The sequence below is a fragment of the Streptomyces sp. CB02414 genome, from assembly GCF_001905385.1.
In the GTDB taxonomy this organism is placed as follows: domain Bacteria; phylum Actinomycetota; class Actinomycetes; order Streptomycetales; family Streptomycetaceae; genus Streptomyces.
In genome coordinates, this window is record NZ_LIPF01000010.1 from 386,757 (window position 1) to 404,228 (window position 17,472).

A 17,472-nucleotide genomic window follows, 5' to 3' on the forward strand; every position below is an offset into this window, starting at 1 on the left:
CCAATTATGCACTAGTGCAATGGAGAGCGCCATGCAGGGGTCCACGCGGACGCACACACCGTCGCAGCCCGGTACCGCCTACCCGCCCACCGACCGCACCGTCCCGACCCGCTCCCCCGAGCGGGCCTCCTACGACAAGGAGCTGGTGCACTCGATACTCGACGAGGGCTACGTCTGCCATCTGGGCTTCGTCCGCGACGGCGCCCCGGTGGTGCTGCCGACGCTCTACGGCCGGGTCGGCGAGCGGCTCTACGTGCACGGTTCGACGGGCTCGCGCCCGCTGCGGATGACGGGCGCGGCCGACCCGGGGCTGCCGGTCTGCCTGACGGTGACGCACGTGGACGCGCTCGTGCTGGCCCGCTCGGCTTTCCACCACTCGATGAACTACCGGTCGGTGGTGGTGCACGGCACCGCGTACGACGTGACGGACCCGGAGGAGAAGCGCACGGCCCTGGACGCCCTGGTCGACCACGTCGTGCCCGGCCGCTCCCGGGACTCCCGGCCGGCCAACAAGAAGGAGCTGGCCGCCACCGCCGTGATCCGCCTCGACCTGAACGAGGTCTCCGCCAAGCTCCGCACCGGCGGCGTGAACGACGAGCCCGAGGACCTCGCCCTCCCGCACTGGGCCGGCCTCGTCCCGCTGCGCAAGGGTTATGACGCCCCGGTCGCCGACCCCGGCCTGGACCCCGGCACCGGGCTGCCGGAGTATCTCGCGGCTCCGGCCGGGCAGTAGGGAGGCCCCTCGGCGGGGCTCCCTACCAGGGCCCCGACGTCACGCGGGCGCCGGTCGCGTCCTCGCCGCCCGGGTCTCCGCCACCGCGAGCCCCGCCACCGAGCCGAGCATCAGCAGCGTGCCGGCCAGGGTCGCCGCGGTGAGGTGCTCACCGAGCAGCAGGACGGCGAGCGCCGCCGCGCTGACCGGCTCGAGGAGCATGATCACGGAGACGGTGGCGGACCGGACGACGGCCGCGCCGGCGAAGTAGAGCCCGTAGGCCAGGGCGGTCGGCACGGCCGCGACGTACACCAGGAGCCACACCAGCCGGACCGGGTCCGCGGTGTGCGGCACCAGGCCCTCCGCCAGGGCGAGCGGCAGCAGGCACAGGCTCGTCACGGCGAACGCGCCGACGGACGTACTGGCCGCGTCCGCGCCGCCGTCGCGTCCCCACCAGCGGGTGAGCAAGGTCATCACCGAGTACCCGGCCGCGGACAGCAGGGCGAGGAGCAGCCCGGACAGCCGCACGGTGGTTCCTCCGCCGCCGAGGACGAGGACCACCAGTCCGGCGAGGGCCCCGGCCACGGCCGCGACTCCGCCCAGGCCCAGGTGTTCCCCGAGGGCGAGACGCGCTCCGAGCGCGATCAGCACCGGGCCGGCGCCGAGCGTGACGACGGTGGCCACCGCGAGGCCGGTGGACTGCACCGCGGCGAAATAGGCGGTCTGGAACACCGCGAGGCCGACGCCGGTGACGACGGCGCGCAGGGCCTTGCGGGTGAACGGCTCGCGCACGGCGGTGCGCTCGCGGCGGGGGCTCAACGGGCGGGCGGCGAGCAGCAGGAGCAGCCCGATCGCGCACCGCCAGAACGACAGGGCGACGGGCCCCATGTCGCTGGCCCGGTAGACCAGCGAGGCGGCGGCGCCGGCGGTGCCCCAGGCGACACCGGCGACGATCAGATAAAGGAGGCCACGCCCGACGGGCAGGCCGGCAACGGCATTCGACACGTTTCTCTCCGCAGACGCGCACGTGGCGCGGGAGTTCTGAGCGGCCCCGGAACGACCGGGGGCGCGGGGACTGCGTCTGCGGGCAGCACCGTCCGGCCCGGCGACAGCGCACCGGGCTGGTCAAGGGGCCCGCCTCAGGCGGCCGGAGGCGGAAGGACGAGTGCGTCGGAATGCATGATCCGCACTCTAGGTCGCCGTCCCCCGGCCCGACAACTCCCGTTCCGGCCCGCCGCTCGCCACCGGGTCGGCGGAGCCCTTCGCGGGCGTGGACGACTGGGCGATGAAGGCGCCCACCAGGACGACGACGCCGCCGGCGATCTGCGGGGCGGAGAGGTGCTCGCCGAGCAGCACCCAGGCCAGCACGGTGGCGACGACCGCTTCGAGGCAGGCCACGACGCCGGCGACCTGCGGCGACAGCCGGCGCACGGCGACCACGCCGGTGACGTAGGCGAGGACCGTGGCGATGAACACGATCCAGGCCAGCAGCAGGGACGCGGCGACGGGGGTGCCGTCCATGGGGGCGGTGTCCCCGAGGACCGACCAGTCCATCGACCAGGGCCGGGCCACCACGGTGAGCACGGCCGCACCGACGAGCAGCCCGTAGGCGATGACGCCGAGCGGATCGGGCGCCTCGTCGCCGGCGTCGCTGCCCTGGTCGGACAGGACGAAGTAGCCGACCTGGCAGCAGGCGGCGCCGAGCGCGAGCAGCAGCCCGAGGGCGTCGAAGCGCAGCCCGGACCAGACCTCCACGACGCAGGCGAGGCCGCCGACCGCGAGGACCACCCCGAGCGCCGCGGCCCGCGTCACCGGCCGTCGCTGCACGAACCGCACCCAGCCGAGCACCAGGGCGGGCGCCAGGTACTCGACGAGCAGCGCGACGCCCACGGGGATGCGGGAGATCGCCGCGAAGTAGCAGGCCTGGACCCCGGCCACGGCGAACAGTCCGAACCCGGCGAGCAGCGCCGGACGGCTGCGCAGCAGGGCGCGGTGGCGCACGGCGAGCGGCAGCATCACCAGGGCCGCGCCGGCCACCCGCAGCCAGACCACGTGGAGCGGGTCGAGTCCCGCCTCGATCAGCGGCTTGGCCGCGACCCCGGACCCGCCGAAGGCGACGGCGGACGCGAGCGCGAGCCCGAGTCCGGCTCCCTTCCCGCTGCTGCCGCGGGCGCTGTCAGACGTATGCACCGGCACATGATGACAGGGGACGACATGAGCGTCACCCCCAATGGCACCTGTCTCACCGGCTGGACGTGCCCAGATGGTCCGACACCCGGGCGAGCACCGTGCGCGGTTCGACGGCAGCGCGGCCGAGCACCTCGACGGCGCGCGCCTGCGGGTCGGCCACGAGGGCGGCGAGCAGGTCGACGCCGCGGGCCCGGTCCGCCCCGCGCCGGGCGGCGCGCACGCGGGCGTCCTCCATGGCGGCGGCGGCCAGCGGCGAGAAGCCGGCGACCCCGCTCACCACGGGTACCGTGCCGGAGTCCTCCACGGTGCTCTGCCAGCGCAGGCCGTAGCCGATGCTGCGCTGCACGAGGTAGCCGAGCAGCCGGGCGAGCTGCGGGCCCTCGCCGAGGACGGCGCGTGCCTCGGGGTCGTACTCCAGGAGGGAGTGCAGCAGGTGGGCCGTGTCGATCTGCCGGTCGCCGTCCCGCACCGCCCTGCGGCGGGCGCCCGAGACCACCGACGCCAGTTCCGGGGTGAACCGGACATCGGCGTCGGTGCCGTCCGGTGGCCGGACGGCTTGCTCACCGGCCGACTGCCGGGGGATACGGTGTTGCACATCCCCCAGCTCACCAGTCCCGGGAGACGGGGGCATCCCCGACGGGAAGCATTTCGGCGTCCCACGCAGAGTGGACCCACCCGGCCTGAATCTCCTCCTTACGGATGAGATCAAGCCGTTTCGCCCTGCCGGGCGCGCGCCGCCTTGCCGCGCGCCTTCCCGGGCAACCGAAGCGTACCGTCGCGGGTCCAACAGGGGTATGAGGAGCAGCTGCTGGCTCGTGGCCCTGCCCGCCGTCGACGGCAGGCAGTACGTCTACCGGGTGTACGCCCCTGAGGAGGCGCTGCTCGCCGACCTGTTCTGGGAGGCGTGGCACTGCCACGACGAGAGCGCCTTCCCGCGCGCGTGGGATCTCTTCGACGCGGCGGTGATACGGCGGGTCGGCTGAACACGCCCGCACAGCCCCGTGCCCCGCGGATCGCTCCGCGGGGCACGGGGGCAGGGGAGGTGCGGTGATCAGTCCTCGTCGGCGAGGATCAGGTACAGCTTCTTGCGGGCGTCGCCGATGACGGCGAGCGCCTTCTCCCGCTGCTCCTTGCTGCCGGTCTTCCAGACCTGGCCGAAGGCCTCCAGCAGCCCGAAGCCGGCCTGCCGGATCTCACTCAGCGCCTCCCAGTCGACACCCCGCGAAGCTTCCTCCCAGGGGGCCTCGGGGCCTTCCTCCGCAGCGGCGCGGCCGGCCTCGGTGAGCGCGAAGAGCTTCTTGCCGCCCTCGCTCTCGCTGGCGATCAGACCCTCGTCCTCCAGCAGCTGGAGGGTCGGGTACACCGAGCCGGGGCTGGGCTTCCACGCCCCGCCGCTGCGCTCGGCGATCTCCTGGATCATCTCGTAGCCGTGCATCGGGCGGTCCTTCAGCAGGGCCAGGATCGACGCCCGTACGTCTCCGCGCCGGGCCCTGCCCCTGGGTCCGCCGCGGCCCCGGCCGCCCCAGGGGCCTCCGTGACCGAACCCGGGCCCGAAGGGGCCGCCGGGACCTCCGCCGGGACCGCCCGGGCCGAAGGGACCGAAGGCGGCACGGCGGCCGTCGTGTCCCTCGAAGCCTCCGGGGCCGCCGAAACCGCGGCCGTGTCCGTGTCCGCCGTGTCCGTGCTCGTATCCGTGCTTACGCATGGCGATCACTCCCATTCAGTCGTTGATCTGTCGCGAACTATTCGCGATGCCTCAACGATATATCGGAACATATCGACTGGCAAGCACCGGTCCAGAACTTGCGGATTGGCCTTGGTCCGCGGCTTCGGCAGGCGTCTAGCGTCGGGGCATGCGCATCCGAATCGTCGACGCCTTCACCGACCGCGCCTTCGCCGGCAACCCCGCGGGGGTCCTGCTCCTCGACGCCTTCCCGGACGACGACCGGCTCCAGAAGGTCGCCCTGGAGGTCAACCACGCCGAGACCGCCTTCGCCCACCGACTGCCCGAGGGCGGCGAGGCCGACTGGGCCTTGCGCTGGTTCACGCCGGCCACCGAGGTGGCGATGTGCGGCCACGCGACGCTCGCCACGGCACACGTCCTGCGCACCACGGGCGCCCACGAGGGCCCGGTGCGGTTCGCCACGCGCAGCGGGGTCCTCGTCGCGTCACCGGGCGAGGACGGCTCGATCACCCTGGACTTCCCGACCGCGCCACTCACCCCGGTCGACGCCCCGGCGGGGGTCGCCGAAGCCCTGGGCACCGAGCCCCGCGCGGTCCTCGACACCGGGCCCAACCTCGGGGACCTGCTGGTCGAAGTGGCCGACGAGAAGACCGTCCGCGGTCTGACTCCGGACCACAAGGCCCTGGCCGCGCACTCCGAGCGCGGCATCATCGCCACCGCCCGCGCGGAGGATCCCTCCCGCGGCTACGACTACGTCTCCCGGTGCTTCTTCCCGAACGTCGGCATCGACGAGGACCCGGTCACCGGCAGCGCCCACACGGCCCTCGCCCCCTACTGGTCCCGGCGCCTCGGACGCCCGGACCTCACCGGGCTCCAGGCCTCGCCCCGCTCCGGCCGGGTCCGCACGGAGCTGCGCGGCGAGCGCACGCTGCTGGGCGGCCGCGCGGTGACGGTGATCGAGGGCGAGCTGCTGGCGTGACGCGGCGGAGGGGGCGGGCACGGTCGCCCCGGCCCCCTCCTCACCTTCAGGCCGTCGGCAGCCAGTCCACCTTCCCGGCCAGCAGCGCGTAGCCCACGAAGGCACCGATGTCGAGCAGCGAGTGCGCCACCACCAGCGGGCCCACGCGGCCCCACCGGCGGTAGAGGTACACGAACACCACGCCCATCACCATGTTGCCGATGAAGCCGCCGATGCCCTGGTAGAGGTGGTACGACCCGCGCAGCACCGAACTGGCCGCCAGTGACGCGGCCGGACTCCAGCCGAGCTGGTCGAGCCGGCGCAGCAGGTAGCCGACGACGATGACCTCCTCCAGGACGGAGTTCTGCACCGCCGAGAGGACCAGTACGGGGTACTTCCACCAGACGTCCGGCAGGGCCTCGGGGACCACGGTGAGGTTGAAGCCGAGTCCCCGGGCGGCCAGGTAGAAGGCGATGCCGGTACTGCCGATGACCGCCGCGATCACGGCCCCCCGGCCCAGGTCCGGCCACGGGCGGGTGCGGTCGAAGCCCAGGGTGCGCAGACCGCGCCCTTCGCGCAGCAGGAAGTGGGCGACGAGGGCGACCGGGACGAGCGCCGTGGTGATGCCGAAGAGCTGCCAGGCGAGATCCAGCCAGGGACGGCCGGGTGCGGCGGAGGCGTTGAGGGTGGCCGCCTGGTCCTTGAGCCCGCCGGGGCGGGTGACCGAGCCGACGAAGCTGATGAGGGCGGACACCCCGCTCGCGCCGAGCGAGAGCGCCAGGACGAGCAGCGTCTCGTCACGCAACGTTCGTCGTGAGAGCCCCTCCTGAGGAGCGGGCTCCCCCGGAACTGGCTTGTGAGGGAACGAATCGTCCACCGGGCCCGCCTCCGCCATGCACACCTGCCTCCAGCTGGGACGTCACAGCTTGCCCGATCAGTATGAGGCGGGGCGCGGCGGGGTACGGCCGGTGGGCTCAGCCGGCCGGCGCGGGTTCCGGCAGTCCGACCGGCCACCGGTGCACGGGGTCGCCCTCGCGCATCAGCTCGACGTAGCGGCGGGTCGTGGCGGCCAGCGCCTCCTCCCGGGACAGGCCGGCCTCCAGCGCCCGGTGGAAGGTGGCCGCCTGCCAGGACGCGCCGTTGACCCGGCGCCGGCACCGCTCCTCGATCACACCGAGATACAGGTCGCGGTCGGCGGGCTCGACGCCCCACGCGTCCAGACCGGCCTCGGCGAGCGGCAGCAGTTCGTCGCGGACGAGGACGGCGGCGTCGACCTCGGTGGTGCCGCCCAGCCGCCCGCGCCGGGGCCACTCGAAGCGGGCCTCGATGCCGTGCCGGCACGCGGCCTCGAAGTTGGCGGCGGCGGCCTCGAAGGGCAGCCGGTGCCACAGCGGCCGGGGCTCCTCGGCGAGCGCGCGCACGACGCCGTAGTAGAAGGCCGCGTTGGCGATGACGTCGGTGACGGTGGGCCCGGCGGGCAGGACGCGGTTCTCCACGCGCAGGTGCGGGACGCCGTCGGCGATGTCGTAGACGGGCCGGTTCCAGCGGTAGACGGTGCCGTTGTGCAGGACGAGTTCGGAGAGGGAGGGCACGCCGCCCGCGTCCAGGACCTCCAGCGGGTCCTCGTCGTCGCAGATCGGGAGCAGGGCCGGGAAGTAGCGCCGGTTCTCCTCGAACAGGTCGTACGCCGAGGTCACCCACCGCTCGCCGAACCAGGTGCGCGGGCGGACGCCCTGGGCCTGCAGCTCGGGCGGCCGGGTGTCCGTGGACTGCTGGAACAGCGGGGGGCGCGACTCGCGCCACAGCTCGCGGCCGAACAGGAAGGGCGCGTTGGCTCCGACGGCGATCTGTGCGGCGGTGACCGCCTGGGCGGCGTTCCACACGGCCGCGAAGCGGTCCGGGGTGACCTGGAGGTGCAGTTGCACCGAGGTGCAGGCGGCCTCGGGGGCGATGGACTTCGAGGTGCACGTCAGGCGCTCCACCCCCTCGATGTCGAGGGTGAAGTCCTCGCCGCGGGCGGCCACGATCTGCTCGTTGAGCAAGGCGTAGCGGTCGACGGCGGAGAGATTGGACGAGACCAGGTCGTCGCGGTCCAGCGTCGGCAGAATACCGATCATCGCGATTCCCGCGTCGACCTCCCCGGCCTTGCGGTCCGCATATGCCAACGACGTACGGATCTCCTCGGCGAGGCGGTCGAATACCCGGCCGCCCAGCCGGTGGGGAGCGATGTTGACTTCCAGGTTGAACATGGCGAGTTCTGTCTGGAAGTCACGACTGGCGATGCGTTCCAAGACTTGCGCATTCAACATTTTCGGCATCCCGTCGGTACCGACGAGATTCAATTCGATCTCCAGCCCCATCAGGTTCTTCGGGCGGTCGAACCTCTTCTCCGCCAGGAGTCGCTCCAGGCCCGTCAGGCACCGCTGGAGCTTCTCGCGGTAGCGCTGGCGATCGGACAGGTCGAACTGACCTGCCACGACCTTCTCCCCCATGGAGGCGTCCCTTCTCGGAGCGGTGCGTCAAAGATCCGGCCGCCGGTGACCGGTCAGGATGGATGATGCCCAGCCGAAGCGATCGATAACGTCTCCGTACCGGCCCGCCACCCGCTACGCTGTGCCGCTGTGACCGGTGGCACATTCACCGGGCATGGCGCCTCCAGCAGTTTCCCGGTGCGGCAACTCGTGAAAAACGCCGACGACAATTGGCCGACCGCTCGGTGAGCATTTCCCGAGGTCACCGCCGTACGTCCGGTCCGGAATCCGGAGAATTCCCGCATATCGACGGCCGAATGCAGGCTTGAACGGGTTCCCGGAATCGACTAGCGGAAACACAGTCTGAACGCATGTCGTATAAACTCCGCGGACAAGGCAGTTGACCGGCGCCCACGGTCGATGGATCCTGCCGCCGAGTCGAGGCGCGGCAGGTCCCACCCACTTCTCGGTTCCCGGACCCGGCCCCTGCCTTCCCAGCCCCGTGAGCCGACAGCGTCGTCCGCCCCGCCCTCGCGCCACCGTGCCTTCGAATGAGAGGCGAACCGTCATGCCCCTGCATGTCTCCCCGGCCCCCGCGCCCGCCCTGCGTTCCGTTCTCACCGCCCTCTCCTCTCCGACCGCGGTCCGTGAGGCCCGGACACCCTCCCTGCTCGGCGCTCAGGGACCCGCCACACCCGAACTGCCCCTGCCCGTGCACGTCCTGGACCGGATCACCGCGGAGGGCGTGACGGCGACCCGGCTGACCGGGTGGCGCTTCCTCATCCGGTGCGGCGACCGGGCCGTGGCGGCGGCGGAGACCATGCTGACGCCCGACGGCTGGGCGTTCTCGCACTTCTTCGAAGGCCCCTACGTCACCTCGACCGAGCGCGCGCTGCGCCAGGCCGAGTCGGTACCCCAGGCCTGCCAGCCGCGCCTGCTGTCGGTACCCGGGCTGTACATGCTGACGCTCTGGCTGCACGGCGACACCACCGCGGACGCCGCCGCCGGACACCCCGCGGCCACCGACCTGCTGGTGCCGCTGGCGCCGGCGCCTCCCGGCATCGCGGCCCACCGGCCGCACCGGGTCGCCGACCTCCTGCCGGTCCTCACGCACCGGGTGACGCCGACCCGGCTGCTGCGCTCCCCCGCCTGACCCCGACGTCTCCCTCGCACCCGCGCGGACTAGCCCCTTTCGGCCATGCAGAACCACCCGAAGGGACAGTGCAGTTGGAATGAACCGTCCGCGCGGGTGACGCGTCATCAACCTGTGAGAAGCGGTACCGCGAAATCCCTGCGGATCGACGCCCGTGGGGCAACACTGGGTTCGGACCGACCGGAACAACGGGGGGCGGCCATGAACGACGTTTCACGCCGCGGGACAGACAACACAGCGCACTCACCCATCACGACAGACCGAGAGACCCCACTCATGTGTCAGCACCAGCCACCGTGCCCGTCAGCCGACTCCGCCGACCGGGAATCCGCCCGCCTCGTGGCGCACCACCCGGAGCAGGGTTGGAGCCTGCTGTGCAACGGTGTCGTCCTCTTCGAGGACACCGGTGAGCTCCTGCCGGACGGCCGGATCATCGCGCCGCACCGCCCCGTCGGTGCGGGACTGATGACCGCCGCCTGAACACCGGCCGGGCAGTACGGCACCACTGTGCCCGGTGAACACGGGGCCGGCCCGCGGACACGTCACCCGCGTACCGGCCCCGACGCGCGTCCGGAGCCGGTCACTCGGCGCAGTCACTACGACGCCGGCTTCGGAGTGACGTCACCTTCGGCCTACACCTTCCTTCCGGACCGCCGGCGCGGCGCACGCACCACGACCTGCCCCCAGCTGATCTCGCCGGTGATCTCCACCCGAAGCACCACGGGCACCCCGGCGTCGACGGCCCTCGCCACCTTCACCGCGGCGTAGCCGGCCCGCAGCCCGTCGGTGTCCACCACGTGTCGTGGGTGATCACGGCCCGGGTGAGGTCCAGCGTCACCTCGCCCCAGGCCGACCTGATCTCCATCCGCCGCGGCACCACCCAGTCGTCGCCGCGCCGGGTGGACGCGCCTTCCTGCTCGATGCGGACGACGTCCTTGGCCACGGGCATCGGCTCCGCGGCCGACTCCACGGGGAGGTCAGCGGTCAGGACGGCCAACTCGCCCAGTGTGCGGGCGCCGAGCGCCGCCCCGACGCGCTCATCGAGCTCGTCGGCGGTCAGCCGGCCATCGGCCGTGGTGGCGCTCAGCGCGCGTGTCGCCGATTCGTGAGGGCTGCGCTCTCATACTCCACCGCCCCACCGAGAACCACGCTATATCGCGTTACACCCAACGGCCAACCCTCCGGCAACCGTTCCCACGCCGCGCCCTATCGTGACCGGCATGCAGTCCTACACCATCGGCCAGGCGGCGCGGCTGCTCGGCGTCAGCCCGGACACCGCCCGCCGCTGGGCCGACGCCGGCCGGATCACCACCCACCGGGACGACGCCGGGCGGCGGCTCGTCGACGGGCGCGACCTGGCCGCGTTCTCGGTCGAACTCGCCCGCGCCGGCGGTGCCGACGAGGAGACCCCGTACACCTCGGTCCGCAACGCCTTCCCCGGCATCGTGACGGCGATCAAGCTCGGCGACGTCGCCGCCCAGGTCGAGATCCAGGCCGGCCCCCATCGGCTGGTCTCCCTCCTGACCCGTGAGGCGGTGGAGGAGCTCGGACTCGAGGTCGGCATGGAGGCCACCGCCCGCGTGAAGTCGACGAACGTACATATCGACAGGGCCTGACCACTCCCACCCGACACTCCGTACGAACGCACATGCCAGCCGTTGACGGCATCCAGCTTGCTCATGCGATGTGACAGGAGACTTTTCCCTCGCAGATGCGGAAGTATGATCGGCGCAACAGGAGGACACAGCAGGAGGACACAGAGGGAGTGGCCGTGATGACCCGTTCGGGGCGCAGGACCCGCCGCATCCGCCGGAGCCTGCGGGCGAGCGGTGCGGGAGCAGCCGTACTGCTGGCCTTCAGCGCCTGCTCGCCGTCCACCGGCTCGGAGCAGGACGCGGACTCGGCCGGTTCCTCCGCCGACATCTCCGGCCAGGTCACCGTCTTCGCCGCCGCCTCGCTCAAGGAGAGCTTCACGACGCTCGGCGAGAAGTTCGAGCAGCAGCACCCCGGCACCGAGGTCACCTTCAACTTCGGCGGCAGCGACTCCCTCGCCGCGGGCATCACCAGTGGCGCCCCGGCGGACGTCTTCGCCTCCGCCAGCCCGAAGACGATGGCCACCGTCACCGACGCCGGGGCGACGGCCGGCGAGCCGTCCACCTTCGTCCGCAACCAGCTGGAGATCGCCACCCTGCCGGGCAACCCGGAGGGGATCTCCACGCTGAAGGACCTCACCGCCTCCGGCCTCAAGGTCGTGCTGTGCGACAAGGCCGTGCCATGCGGCGCCGCGACGCGGAAGGCGCTGGAGACCGGCGGCCTCGAACTCACCCCGGCCTCCTACGAACAGGACGTCAAGGCGGCCCTGACGAAGGTCGAGCTCAAGGAGGCCGACGCGGCCGTCGTCTACCGCACCGATGTGAAGGCGGCCGGTGACAAGGTGACGGGCGTGGACTTCCCCGAGGCGGCCGAGGCTGTCAACGACTACCCGATCGCTGTCCTCGAGGGCGCCCCCAACGCGGGCGCGGCCAAGGCCTTCGTCGAGCTGGTGAAGTCCGGTCAGGGGCAGCGAGTGCTGACGGACGCCGGGTTCCGCACGCCATGAGGAAGTCCAACACCCGGAAGGCCGGCGCCCGTACGGTGCCGATCCCGCTGCTGGTGCCCGCCCTGGTCGGCCTGGCGTTCCTGCTGCTGCCGCTGATCGCCCTGCTGGTGCGGGCTCCGTGGAGTGCCCTGCCCGAGCAGCTGGCCAGCCCTCAGGTGTGGCAGGCGCTGCGGCTGTCGCTGCTGTGCGCCACGTCGGCGACCCTGCTGAGCCTGGTCGTCGGCGTGCCCCTGGCCTGGCTGCTGGCCCGCACGGAGTTTCCAGGCCGCGGCTTCGTGCGGGCGCTGGTGACGCTGCCGCTGGTGCTTCCTCCGGTGGTGGGCGGCGTGGCGCTCCTGCTGGCGTTCGGCCGCAACGGCGTCATCGGGCAGTGGCTCGACGCCTGGTTCGGGATCACGCTGCCCTTCACGACGACGGGCGTGATCCTGGCGGAGACCTTCGTGGCCATGCCGTTCCTCGTCATCAGCGTGGAGGGCACCCTGCGCGCCGCCGACCCGCGCTTCGAGGAGGCGGCCACGACCCTGGGCGCGTCCCGCTTCACCGCGTTCCGCCGGGTCACGCTGCCGCTGATCGCGCCGGGCGTCGCGGCGGGCGCCGTCCTGGCGTGGGCGCGGGCGCTGGGCGAGTTCGGGGCGACGATCACCTTCGCGGGCAACTTCCCGGGCCGGACCCAGACCATGCCGCTCGCGGTCTACCTGGCCCTGCAGAACGACCCCGCGGCGGCGATCGCCCTCAGCCTGGTGCTGCTGGCCGTCTCGATCGCCGTACTGGCCGGTCTGCGGGACCGCTGGATGAGGGCGGCATGACGGACCGGGCGAGGGCGTCCGGCAGGCCGGACGGAGACGACATGACCGACACCGGGGAACCGGCCACCGCCGAGCCCACCGACGGCCACGCCACCGGCGGCGGACTCGACGCCCGGCTCGTGGTGGACCGCGGCACCTTCCGCCTGGACGTCACGCTGACCGCCGCACCCGGTGACGTCGTCGCGCTGCTCGGCCCCAACGGCGCCGGCAAGACCACCGCGCTGCGCGCCCTCGCCGGCCTGGCCCCGCTCACCGACGGCCACCTGCGCCTCGACGGCAACGCGCTGGACCGTACGCCGCCCGAGTCCCGGCCGGTCGGCGTGGTCTTCCAGGACTACCTGCTCTTCCCGCACCTGACCGCGCTCGACAACGTCGCGTTCGGGCCGCGCTGCCGGGGTGCGGGCAAGGCGCGGGCCCGGGCACAGGCCGCCGCCTGGCTGGACCGGATGGGCCTGGCCGACCACGCGGGCGCCAAGCCGCGCCGCCTCTCCGGCGGCCAGGCCCAGCGCGTCGCCCTCGCCCGCGCCCTGGCCACCAACCCCCGGCTGCTCCTCCTGGACGAACCCCTGGCGGCACTGGACGCCCGTACGCGGCTGGAGGTGCGGGCCCAGCTCCGCCGCCACCTGGCCGAGTTCGAGGCCGTGGCCGTGCTGGTCACCCACGACCCGCTGGACGCCATGGTGCTGGCCGACCGGCTGGTCGTCGTCGAGCACGGCCGGGTCGTCCAGGAGGGCGGCCCCGCCGACATCGCCCGCCGGCCGCGCACGGACTACATCGCGCGACTGGTCGGCCTGAACCTCTACCGCGGGCAGGCCGACGGCCACACGGTCCGGCTGGACACCGGTCCGGCCATCACCACCACCGAGGACCTGACCGGCCCGGTCTTCGTGGCCTTCCCGCCGAGCGCCGTGACCCTCTACGGAGAACGACCCGGCGGCTCCAGCGCCCGAAACCTGTGGCACTGCGAGGTCGCCGGCCTGGAGACGCACGGCGACCAGATCCGCGCGGACCTGACCGGCGAACTGCCGCTCGCCGCCGACCTCACCACGGTCGCCGCCGCCGAACTCGGCCTCCACCCAGGAGCGCCGGTGTGGGCCACGGTCAAGGCGACGCAGACGCACGCATACCCGGCATAGCGCCCGCGCCGGGCTACGGTGCCCTCCATGAGCCTGAGCATCCGCAACCAGCTCCCCGGCACCGTCACCGCCGTCACCCCGGGCGAGGCCATGGCGACGGTCAGGGTCCGCCTCTCGGGCGGCCAGGACATCACCGCGGCGATCACCCGGGACGCCGCCGACGATCTCGCGCCGACCGCCGGGTCCGCCGTGCGCGTCCTCGTGAAGTCGACGGAGGTCTCCCTGGCCACCGGCCGCGTGGAGGGCCTGTCCATCCGCAACCGGCTCCCGGGCACGGTCACCGCCGTCACCACCGGGCCGGCGATGGCCTCCGTGCGCGTCGCCGTCGAAGGCGCCGAACTGACCGCCGCGATCACCAGTGAGGCCGCCGAAGACCTCGGCCTCACCGTCGGCACGCCCGTCGTCGCACTGGTCAAGTCGACGGAGGTGTCCCTGGCGACGGTGTGACCACACGACGACGAAGGCCCCGCCCGGTCCCCAGCGGGGGCCGGACGGGGCCTTCGCCCCGGGCTCAGTCCTCGTACGCGTCCAGCGGCGGGCAGGAGCAGACGAGGTTGCGGTCACCGAAGGCCTGGTCGACGCGGCGCACCGGCGGCCAGTACTTGTCGGACGCGGACACGCCGACCGGGAAGACGGCCTCCTCGCGCGTGTACGCGTGGTCCCAGTCGCCGCCCAGCGCGCCCGCGGTGTGCGGCGCGCCCCGCAGCGGGTTGTCCTCCGCGGACCAGGCGCCGGAGCCGACCTTCTCGATCTCCGCGCGGATGGCGATCATCGCCTCGCAGAAACGGTCCAGCTCGGCCAGGTCCTCGGACTCGGTCGGCTCGATCATCAGCGTGCCGGCCACCGGGAACGACATCGTCGGCGCGTGGAATCCGTAGTCGATCAGCCGCTTGGCGACGTCGTCGACGCTCACGCCCGTCGTCTTGGTCAGCGGGCGCAGGTCGATGATGCACTCGTGCGCGACCAGCCCGCCCGGGCCGGTGTACAGCACCGGGAAGTGCGGCTCCAGGCGCTTGGCGATGTAGTTGGCGGAGAGCACGGCCACCTGCGTGGCCCGCTTGAGGCCCTCGCCGCCCATCAGCCGGACGTACGACCAGGAGATCGGCAGGATGCCGGCCGAGCCCCACGGCGCCGCCGAGATCGGGCCGACGCCCGTCTGCGGGCCGGCCGCGGGCTGCAGCGGGTGGTTGGGCAGGTACGGCGCCAGGTGCGACCGTACGGCCACCGGGCCGACGCCGGGACCGCCGCCGCCGTGCGGGATGCAGAACGTCTTGTGCAGGTTCAGGTGCGAGACGTCACCGCCGAAGTGGCCCGGCTTGGCGAGGCCGACCAGGGCGTTGAGGTTGGCGCCGTCCACGTACACCTGGCCGCCCGCGTCGTGCACCTGCGCGCAGATGTCGGCGACGTGCTCCTCGAACACGCCGTGCGTGGACGGGTAGGTGATCATCAGCACGGCCAGCTCGTCGCGGTGCTTCTCGATCTTGGCGCGCAGGTCCTCGACGTCGATCTCGCCGTCCTCGGCGGTCTTGACGACGACGACCTTCATGCCGGCCATCACGGCGCTGGCGGCGTTGGTGCCGTGCGCGGAGGACGGGATGAGGCAGACGGTGCGCTGGTCGTCGCCGTTGGCCCGGTGGTAGCCGCGTACGGCGAGCAGGCCGGCGAACTCGCCCTGCGACCCGGCGTTCGGCTGGAGCGAGACCTTGTCGTACCCGGTGACCTCGGCGAGCCGCTCCTCCAGCTCACGGATGAGCGTCAGGTAGCCCTGCGCCTGCTCGGCGGGCGCGAAGGGGTGCAGCGCGCCGAACTCGGACCAGGTGACCGGCTCCATCTCGGTGGTCGCGTTGAGCTTCATCGTGCAGGAGCCCAGCGGGATCATGCCGCGGTCCAGCGCGTAGTCGCGGTCGGCGAGGCGGCGCAGGTAGCGCAGCATCGCCGTCTCGGAGCGGTGCTGGTGGAAGACCGGGTGGGTGAGGAAGTCGTCGGTGCGCAGCAGCGCCTCGGGCAGCGTCTCCTCGGTGGCCGCGTCCAGCGCCTCGATGTCGCCCTCGACGCCGAAGGCGTTCCACACGCCGCCGACCTGGGCGCGCGTGGTGGTCTCGTCGCAGGCGAACGACAGGTGGTCGGCGTCGACGAGCCGCAGGTTGATGCCGTTCTCGCGGGCGGCGTGGACGATCGCGTCGGCCCGGCCGGGCACCCGCACGGTGACCGTGTCGAAGTAGGCGCCGTGTACGACCTCGACGCCACCGGCCGCGAGGCCCGCAGCGGTGATCGAGGCGTACCGGTGGGTGCGGCGCGCGATGGCCCGCAGCCCCTCGGGACCGTGATAGACGGCGTACATGCCGGCCATGACGGCGAGCAGCACCTGCGCGGTGCAGATGTTGCTGGTGGCCTTCTCGCGGCGGATGTGCTGCTCGCGGGTCTGCAGGGCGAGGCGGTAGGCCTTGTTGCCGTCCGCGTCCACGGAGACGCCGACCAGGCGGCCGGGCAGGCTGCGGGCGAACTTCTCGTGCACGGCCATGTAGCCGGCGTGCGGCCCGCCGAAGCCCATCGGCACACCGAAGCGCTGCGTCGTACCGATGGCGATGTCCGCGCCCAGCTCGCCGGGCGAGGTGAGCAGCGTGAGGGCGAGCAGGTCGGCGGCGACGGTGACGAGGGCACCGAGCTCGTGCGCCCGGTCGATCACCGGCTTGATGTCGCGTACGGCACCGGAGGCGCCCGGGTACTGGATCAGGACGCCGTTGATCTCGCGCTCGGCGACCTCGGCGGGGATGCCCTCGCTCAGGTCGGCGACGACGACCTCGACGCCGGTCGGTTCCGCACGGGTCTGTATCACGGCGATGGTCTGCGGCAGCGCGTCCGCGTCGACCAGGAACAGACCCTTCTTGTTCTTGCCCATGCGCCGGGACAGGGCCATCGCCTCGGCGGCGGCGGTGCCCTCGTCCAGCAGCGAGGCGCCGGAGGTGGGCAGACCGGTGAGCTCGGCGACCATCGTCTGGAAGTTCAGCAGGGCCTCCAGGCGGCCCTGGGAGATCTCCGGCTGGTACGGCGTGTACGCGGTGTACCAGGCGGGGTTCTCCATGACGTTGCGCAGGATCACCGGCGGGGTGAAGGTGCCGTAGTAGCCGAGGCCGATCATGGAGTCGAGGACCTGGTTGCGGTCGGCCAGCGAGCGCAGCTCGGCCAGCACCTCGGCCTCGGCGCGGGCGCCGGGCAGGTCCAGCGCGTCGGCGTTCTTGATCACATCCGGCACCGCGGCGGCCGTCAGCTCGTCGAGCGAACCGTAACCGACCTGCGCGAGCATCTTGGCCCGGGCCTCGTGGTCGGGGCCGATGTGGCGCTGCTCGAACGGCAGTGCCTGTTCGAGTTCGGTGAGCGGGGTGCGATGGGCGGTCATTGCGGAGGCCTCCTGGTCTGACGACCTTCGAGGGGCACCACGGCGCGGGTACCCGGACGGCCTCCCCCTCTGTCATCTCGACCTGAGAGCTTCACCGGGCGGGCCCGAGGACCCTCCCGGCTTTCACCGTCGGTGAGAGCGGAAGCCGTCGACACCCGCTCTGCTTTCCAGAGTGACCTCGTCCGTGCGGTACGTGAGCCTGAGAGATTCCGGGGAGGATTTGCTCCTTCGGCGCCTCCGGTGATGTCCGGAGGACTCTCCCGCACGGGGTCAGCAGCCGCTGTCAGCGTACCAGCGAGGCCGCCGCACGGACCTTCGAGTGGCCGACCGCCTCTATGTGCTCTTTCGTAGTACTACGGATGATTT

The 17,472-nt window shown here is 72.5% G+C and carries 19 protein-coding genes, 1 pseudogene and 1 riboswitch; of the genes and pseudogenes, 11 read left to right on the forward strand and 9 right to left on the reverse strand.

Annotated features, from left to right (window positions below; translation table 11 throughout):
- Window positions 1–31: 31 nt before the first annotated feature.
- Window positions 32–733: a pyridoxamine 5'-phosphate oxidase family protein gene (locus AMK11_RS31110; RefSeq protein WP_073731441.1), complete on the forward strand. Its 702-nt coding sequence runs from the start codon at window positions 32–34 to the stop codon at window positions 731–733.
- 39 nt (window positions 734–772) lie between these two features.
- Here the strand turns inward: AMK11_RS31110 and AMK11_RS31115 are convergent, their stop codons facing one another.
- The 3 genes from AMK11_RS31115 to AMK11_RS31125 form a co-directional block, all read right to left on the reverse strand.
- The gene (locus AMK11_RS31115) at window positions 773–1,717 is read right to left on the reverse strand and encodes a DMT family transporter (protein ID WP_073731442.1); all 945 of its coding nucleotides are present in this window, start codon (window positions 1,715–1,717) and stop codon (window positions 773–775) included.
- 186 nt (window positions 1,718–1,903) lie between these two features.
- The gene (locus tag AMK11_RS31120) at window positions 1,904–2,908 is read right to left on the reverse strand and encodes an EamA family transporter (protein WP_073731443.1); all 1,005 of its coding nucleotides are present in this window, start codon (window positions 2,906–2,908) and stop codon (window positions 1,904–1,906) included.
- 46 nt (window positions 2,909–2,954) lie between these two features.
- Window positions 2,955–3,497 (reverse strand): Clp protease N-terminal domain-containing protein, encoded by a 543-nt coding sequence (locus tag AMK11_RS31125; protein ID WP_073731444.1) that lies wholly within the window; start codon window positions 3,495–3,497, stop codon window positions 2,955–2,957.
- A gap of 199 nt (window positions 3,498–3,696) precedes the next feature.
- Between AMK11_RS31125 and AMK11_RS37110 the strand changes: the two genes are divergently transcribed.
- Entirely contained in the window at window positions 3,697–3,885 is a 189-nt protein-coding gene (locus AMK11_RS37110; protein ID WP_198941504.1) for a hypothetical protein, read from the forward strand.
- A gap of 68 nt (window positions 3,886–3,953) precedes the next feature.
- Here AMK11_RS37110 and AMK11_RS31130 read toward each other — a convergent pair whose 3' ends face one another.
- Window positions 3,954–4,607 (reverse strand): PadR family transcriptional regulator, encoded by a 654-nt coding sequence (locus AMK11_RS31130; RefSeq protein ID WP_073731488.1) that lies wholly within the window; start codon window positions 4,605–4,607, stop codon window positions 3,954–3,956.
- 148 nt (window positions 4,608–4,755) lie between these two features.
- On the opposite strand from AMK11_RS31130, the gene AMK11_RS31135 reads away from it, so the two are divergent.
- Complete coding sequence (locus tag AMK11_RS31135) at window positions 4,756–5,565, forward strand: PhzF family phenazine biosynthesis protein (RefSeq protein ID WP_073731445.1); 810 nt, start codon at window positions 4,756–4,758, stop codon at window positions 5,563–5,565.
- 46 nt (window positions 5,566–5,611) lie between these two features.
- Here the strand turns inward: AMK11_RS31135 and AMK11_RS31140 are convergent, their stop codons facing one another.
- Window positions 5,612–6,439: a CPBP family intramembrane glutamic endopeptidase gene (locus AMK11_RS31140; protein WP_073731446.1), complete on the reverse strand. Its 828-nt coding sequence runs from the start codon at window positions 6,437–6,439 to the stop codon at window positions 5,612–5,614.
- 79 nt (window positions 6,440–6,518) lie between these two features.
- Window positions 6,519–8,036, reverse strand: a complete 1,518-nt coding sequence (locus AMK11_RS31145) for a glutamate-cysteine ligase family protein (RefSeq protein ID WP_073731447.1) — start codon at window positions 8,034–8,036, stop codon at window positions 6,519–6,521.
- 547 nt (window positions 8,037–8,583) lie between these two features.
- Here AMK11_RS31145 and AMK11_RS31150 point away from each other — a divergent pair.
- From AMK11_RS31150 to AMK11_RS38815, 3 genes are all read left to right on the forward strand, one after another.
- Window positions 8,584–9,168, forward strand: a complete 585-nt coding sequence (locus tag AMK11_RS31150) for a hypothetical protein (RefSeq protein ID WP_073731448.1) — start codon at window positions 8,584–8,586, stop codon at window positions 9,166–9,168.
- A gap of 276 nt (window positions 9,169–9,444) precedes the next feature.
- Window positions 9,445–9,648, forward strand: a complete 204-nt coding sequence (locus tag AMK11_RS31155; protein ID WP_073731449.1) for a DUF5999 family protein — start codon at window positions 9,445–9,447, stop codon at window positions 9,646–9,648.
- 135 nt (window positions 9,649–9,783) lie between these two features.
- Window positions 9,784–9,936 (forward strand): hypothetical protein, encoded by a 153-nt coding sequence (locus AMK11_RS38815; RefSeq protein WP_241847112.1) that lies wholly within the window; start codon window positions 9,784–9,786, stop codon window positions 9,934–9,936.
- On the opposite strand, the gene AMK11_RS38820 is transcribed toward AMK11_RS38815, so the two are convergent.
- Together AMK11_RS38820 and AMK11_RS39155 are read right to left on the reverse strand one after the other, a co-directional pair.
- The gene (locus AMK11_RS38820; RefSeq protein ID WP_241847113.1) at window positions 9,923–10,165 is read right to left on the reverse strand and encodes a hypothetical protein; all 243 of its coding nucleotides are present in this window, start codon (window positions 10,163–10,165) and stop codon (window positions 9,923–9,925) included. The genes AMK11_RS38815 and AMK11_RS38820 overlap by 14 nt on opposite strands.
- 33 nt (window positions 10,166–10,198) lie before the next feature.
- Window positions 10,199–10,255: pseudogene (locus AMK11_RS39155) on the reverse strand (hypothetical protein); the annotation flags it as partial.
- Between the two features lie 133 nt (window positions 10,256–10,388).
- Between AMK11_RS39155 and AMK11_RS31165 the strand changes: the two are divergent.
- The 5 genes from AMK11_RS31165 (at window position 10,389) to AMK11_RS31185 (ending at window position 14,156) form a co-directional block, all read left to right on the forward strand.
- Window positions 10,389–10,784, forward strand: coding sequence for a TOBE domain-containing protein (locus tag AMK11_RS31165; protein WP_073731450.1), 396 nt, complete (start codon window positions 10,389–10,391; stop codon window positions 10,782–10,784).
- A gap of 158 nt (window positions 10,785–10,942) precedes the next feature.
- Window positions 10,943–11,767, forward strand: a complete 825-nt coding sequence (modA, locus tag AMK11_RS31170) for a molybdate ABC transporter substrate-binding protein (protein ID WP_073731489.1) — start codon at window positions 10,943–10,945, stop codon at window positions 11,765–11,767.
- Window positions 11,764–12,573 (forward strand): molybdate ABC transporter permease subunit, encoded by an 810-nt coding sequence (modB, locus tag AMK11_RS31175; protein WP_073731451.1) that lies wholly within the window; start codon window positions 11,764–11,766, stop codon window positions 12,571–12,573. Before modA ends, modB begins: the two co-directional genes overlap by 4 nt.
- 41 nt (window positions 12,574–12,614) lie before the next feature.
- The gene (locus AMK11_RS31180) at window positions 12,615–13,709 is read left to right on the forward strand and encodes an ABC transporter ATP-binding protein (protein ID WP_073731490.1); all 1,095 of its coding nucleotides are present in this window, start codon (window positions 12,615–12,617) and stop codon (window positions 13,707–13,709) included.
- A 27-nt stretch (window positions 13,710–13,736) separates the two neighbouring features.
- Window positions 13,737–14,156, forward strand: a complete 420-nt coding sequence (locus tag AMK11_RS31185) for a TOBE domain-containing protein (RefSeq protein WP_073731452.1) — start codon at window positions 13,737–13,739, stop codon at window positions 14,154–14,156.
- 64 nt (window positions 14,157–14,220) lie between these two features.
- On the opposite strand, the gene gcvP is transcribed toward AMK11_RS31185, so the two are convergent.
- On the reverse strand, window positions 14,221–17,106 hold the full coding sequence (gene gcvP, locus AMK11_RS31190; RefSeq protein WP_073731453.1) for an aminomethyl-transferring glycine dehydrogenase: 2,886 nt from the start codon (window positions 17,104–17,106) through the stop codon (window positions 14,221–14,223).
- 177 nt (window positions 17,107–17,283) lie between these two features.
- Window positions 17,284–17,379, reverse strand: a riboswitch (glycine riboswitch).
- Between the last annotated feature and the right edge of the window lie 93 nt (window positions 17,380–17,472).

Excerpts from the sequence above, each read along its gene's own strand:
- gcvP (WP_073731453.1), bottom strand. The coding sequence starts at position 17,106 with ATGACCGCCCATCGCACCCCGCTCACCGAACTCGAACAGGCACTGCCG.
- AMK11_RS31165 (WP_073731450.1), top strand. The coding sequence starts at position 10,389 with ATGCAGTCCTACACCATCGGCCAGGCGGCGCGGCTGCTCGGCGTCAGC.
- modB (WP_073731451.1), top strand. The coding sequence starts at position 11,764 with ATGAGGAAGTCCAACACCCGGAAGGCCGGCGCCCGTACGGTGCCGATC.
- AMK11_RS31155 (WP_073731449.1), top strand. The coding sequence starts at position 9,445 with ATGTGTCAGCACCAGCCACCGTGCCCGTCAGCCGACTCCGCCGACCGG.
- AMK11_RS31145 (WP_073731447.1), bottom strand. The coding sequence starts at position 8,036 with ATGGGGGAGAAGGTCGTGGCAGGTCAGTTCGACCTGTCCGATCGCCAG.
- AMK11_RS31130 (WP_073731488.1), bottom strand. The coding sequence starts at position 4,607 with ATGCGTAAGCACGGATACGAGCACGGACACGGCGGACACGGACACGGC.
- AMK11_RS31110 (WP_073731441.1), top strand. The coding sequence starts at position 32 with ATGCAGGGGTCCACGCGGACGCACACACCGTCGCAGCCCGGTACCGCC.
- AMK11_RS31180 (WP_073731490.1), top strand. The coding sequence starts at position 12,615 with ATGACCGACACCGGGGAACCGGCCACCGCCGAGCCCACCGACGGCCAC.
- AMK11_RS31150 (WP_073731448.1), top strand. The coding sequence starts at position 8,584 with ATGCCCCTGCATGTCTCCCCGGCCCCCGCGCCCGCCCTGCGTTCCGTT.
- AMK11_RS37110 (WP_198941504.1), top strand. The coding sequence starts at position 3,697 with ATGAGGAGCAGCTGCTGGCTCGTGGCCCTGCCCGCCGTCGACGGCAGG.
- AMK11_RS31135 (WP_073731445.1), top strand. The coding sequence starts at position 4,756 with ATGCGCATCCGAATCGTCGACGCCTTCACCGACCGCGCCTTCGCCGGC.
- modA (WP_073731489.1), top strand. The coding sequence starts at position 10,943 with ATGACCCGTTCGGGGCGCAGGACCCGCCGCATCCGCCGGAGCCTGCGG.
- AMK11_RS31185 (WP_073731452.1), top strand. The coding sequence starts at position 13,737 with ATGAGCCTGAGCATCCGCAACCAGCTCCCCGGCACCGTCACCGCCGTC.
- AMK11_RS31140 (WP_073731446.1), bottom strand. The coding sequence starts at position 6,439 with ATGGCGGAGGCGGGCCCGGTGGACGATTCGTTCCCTCACAAGCCAGTT.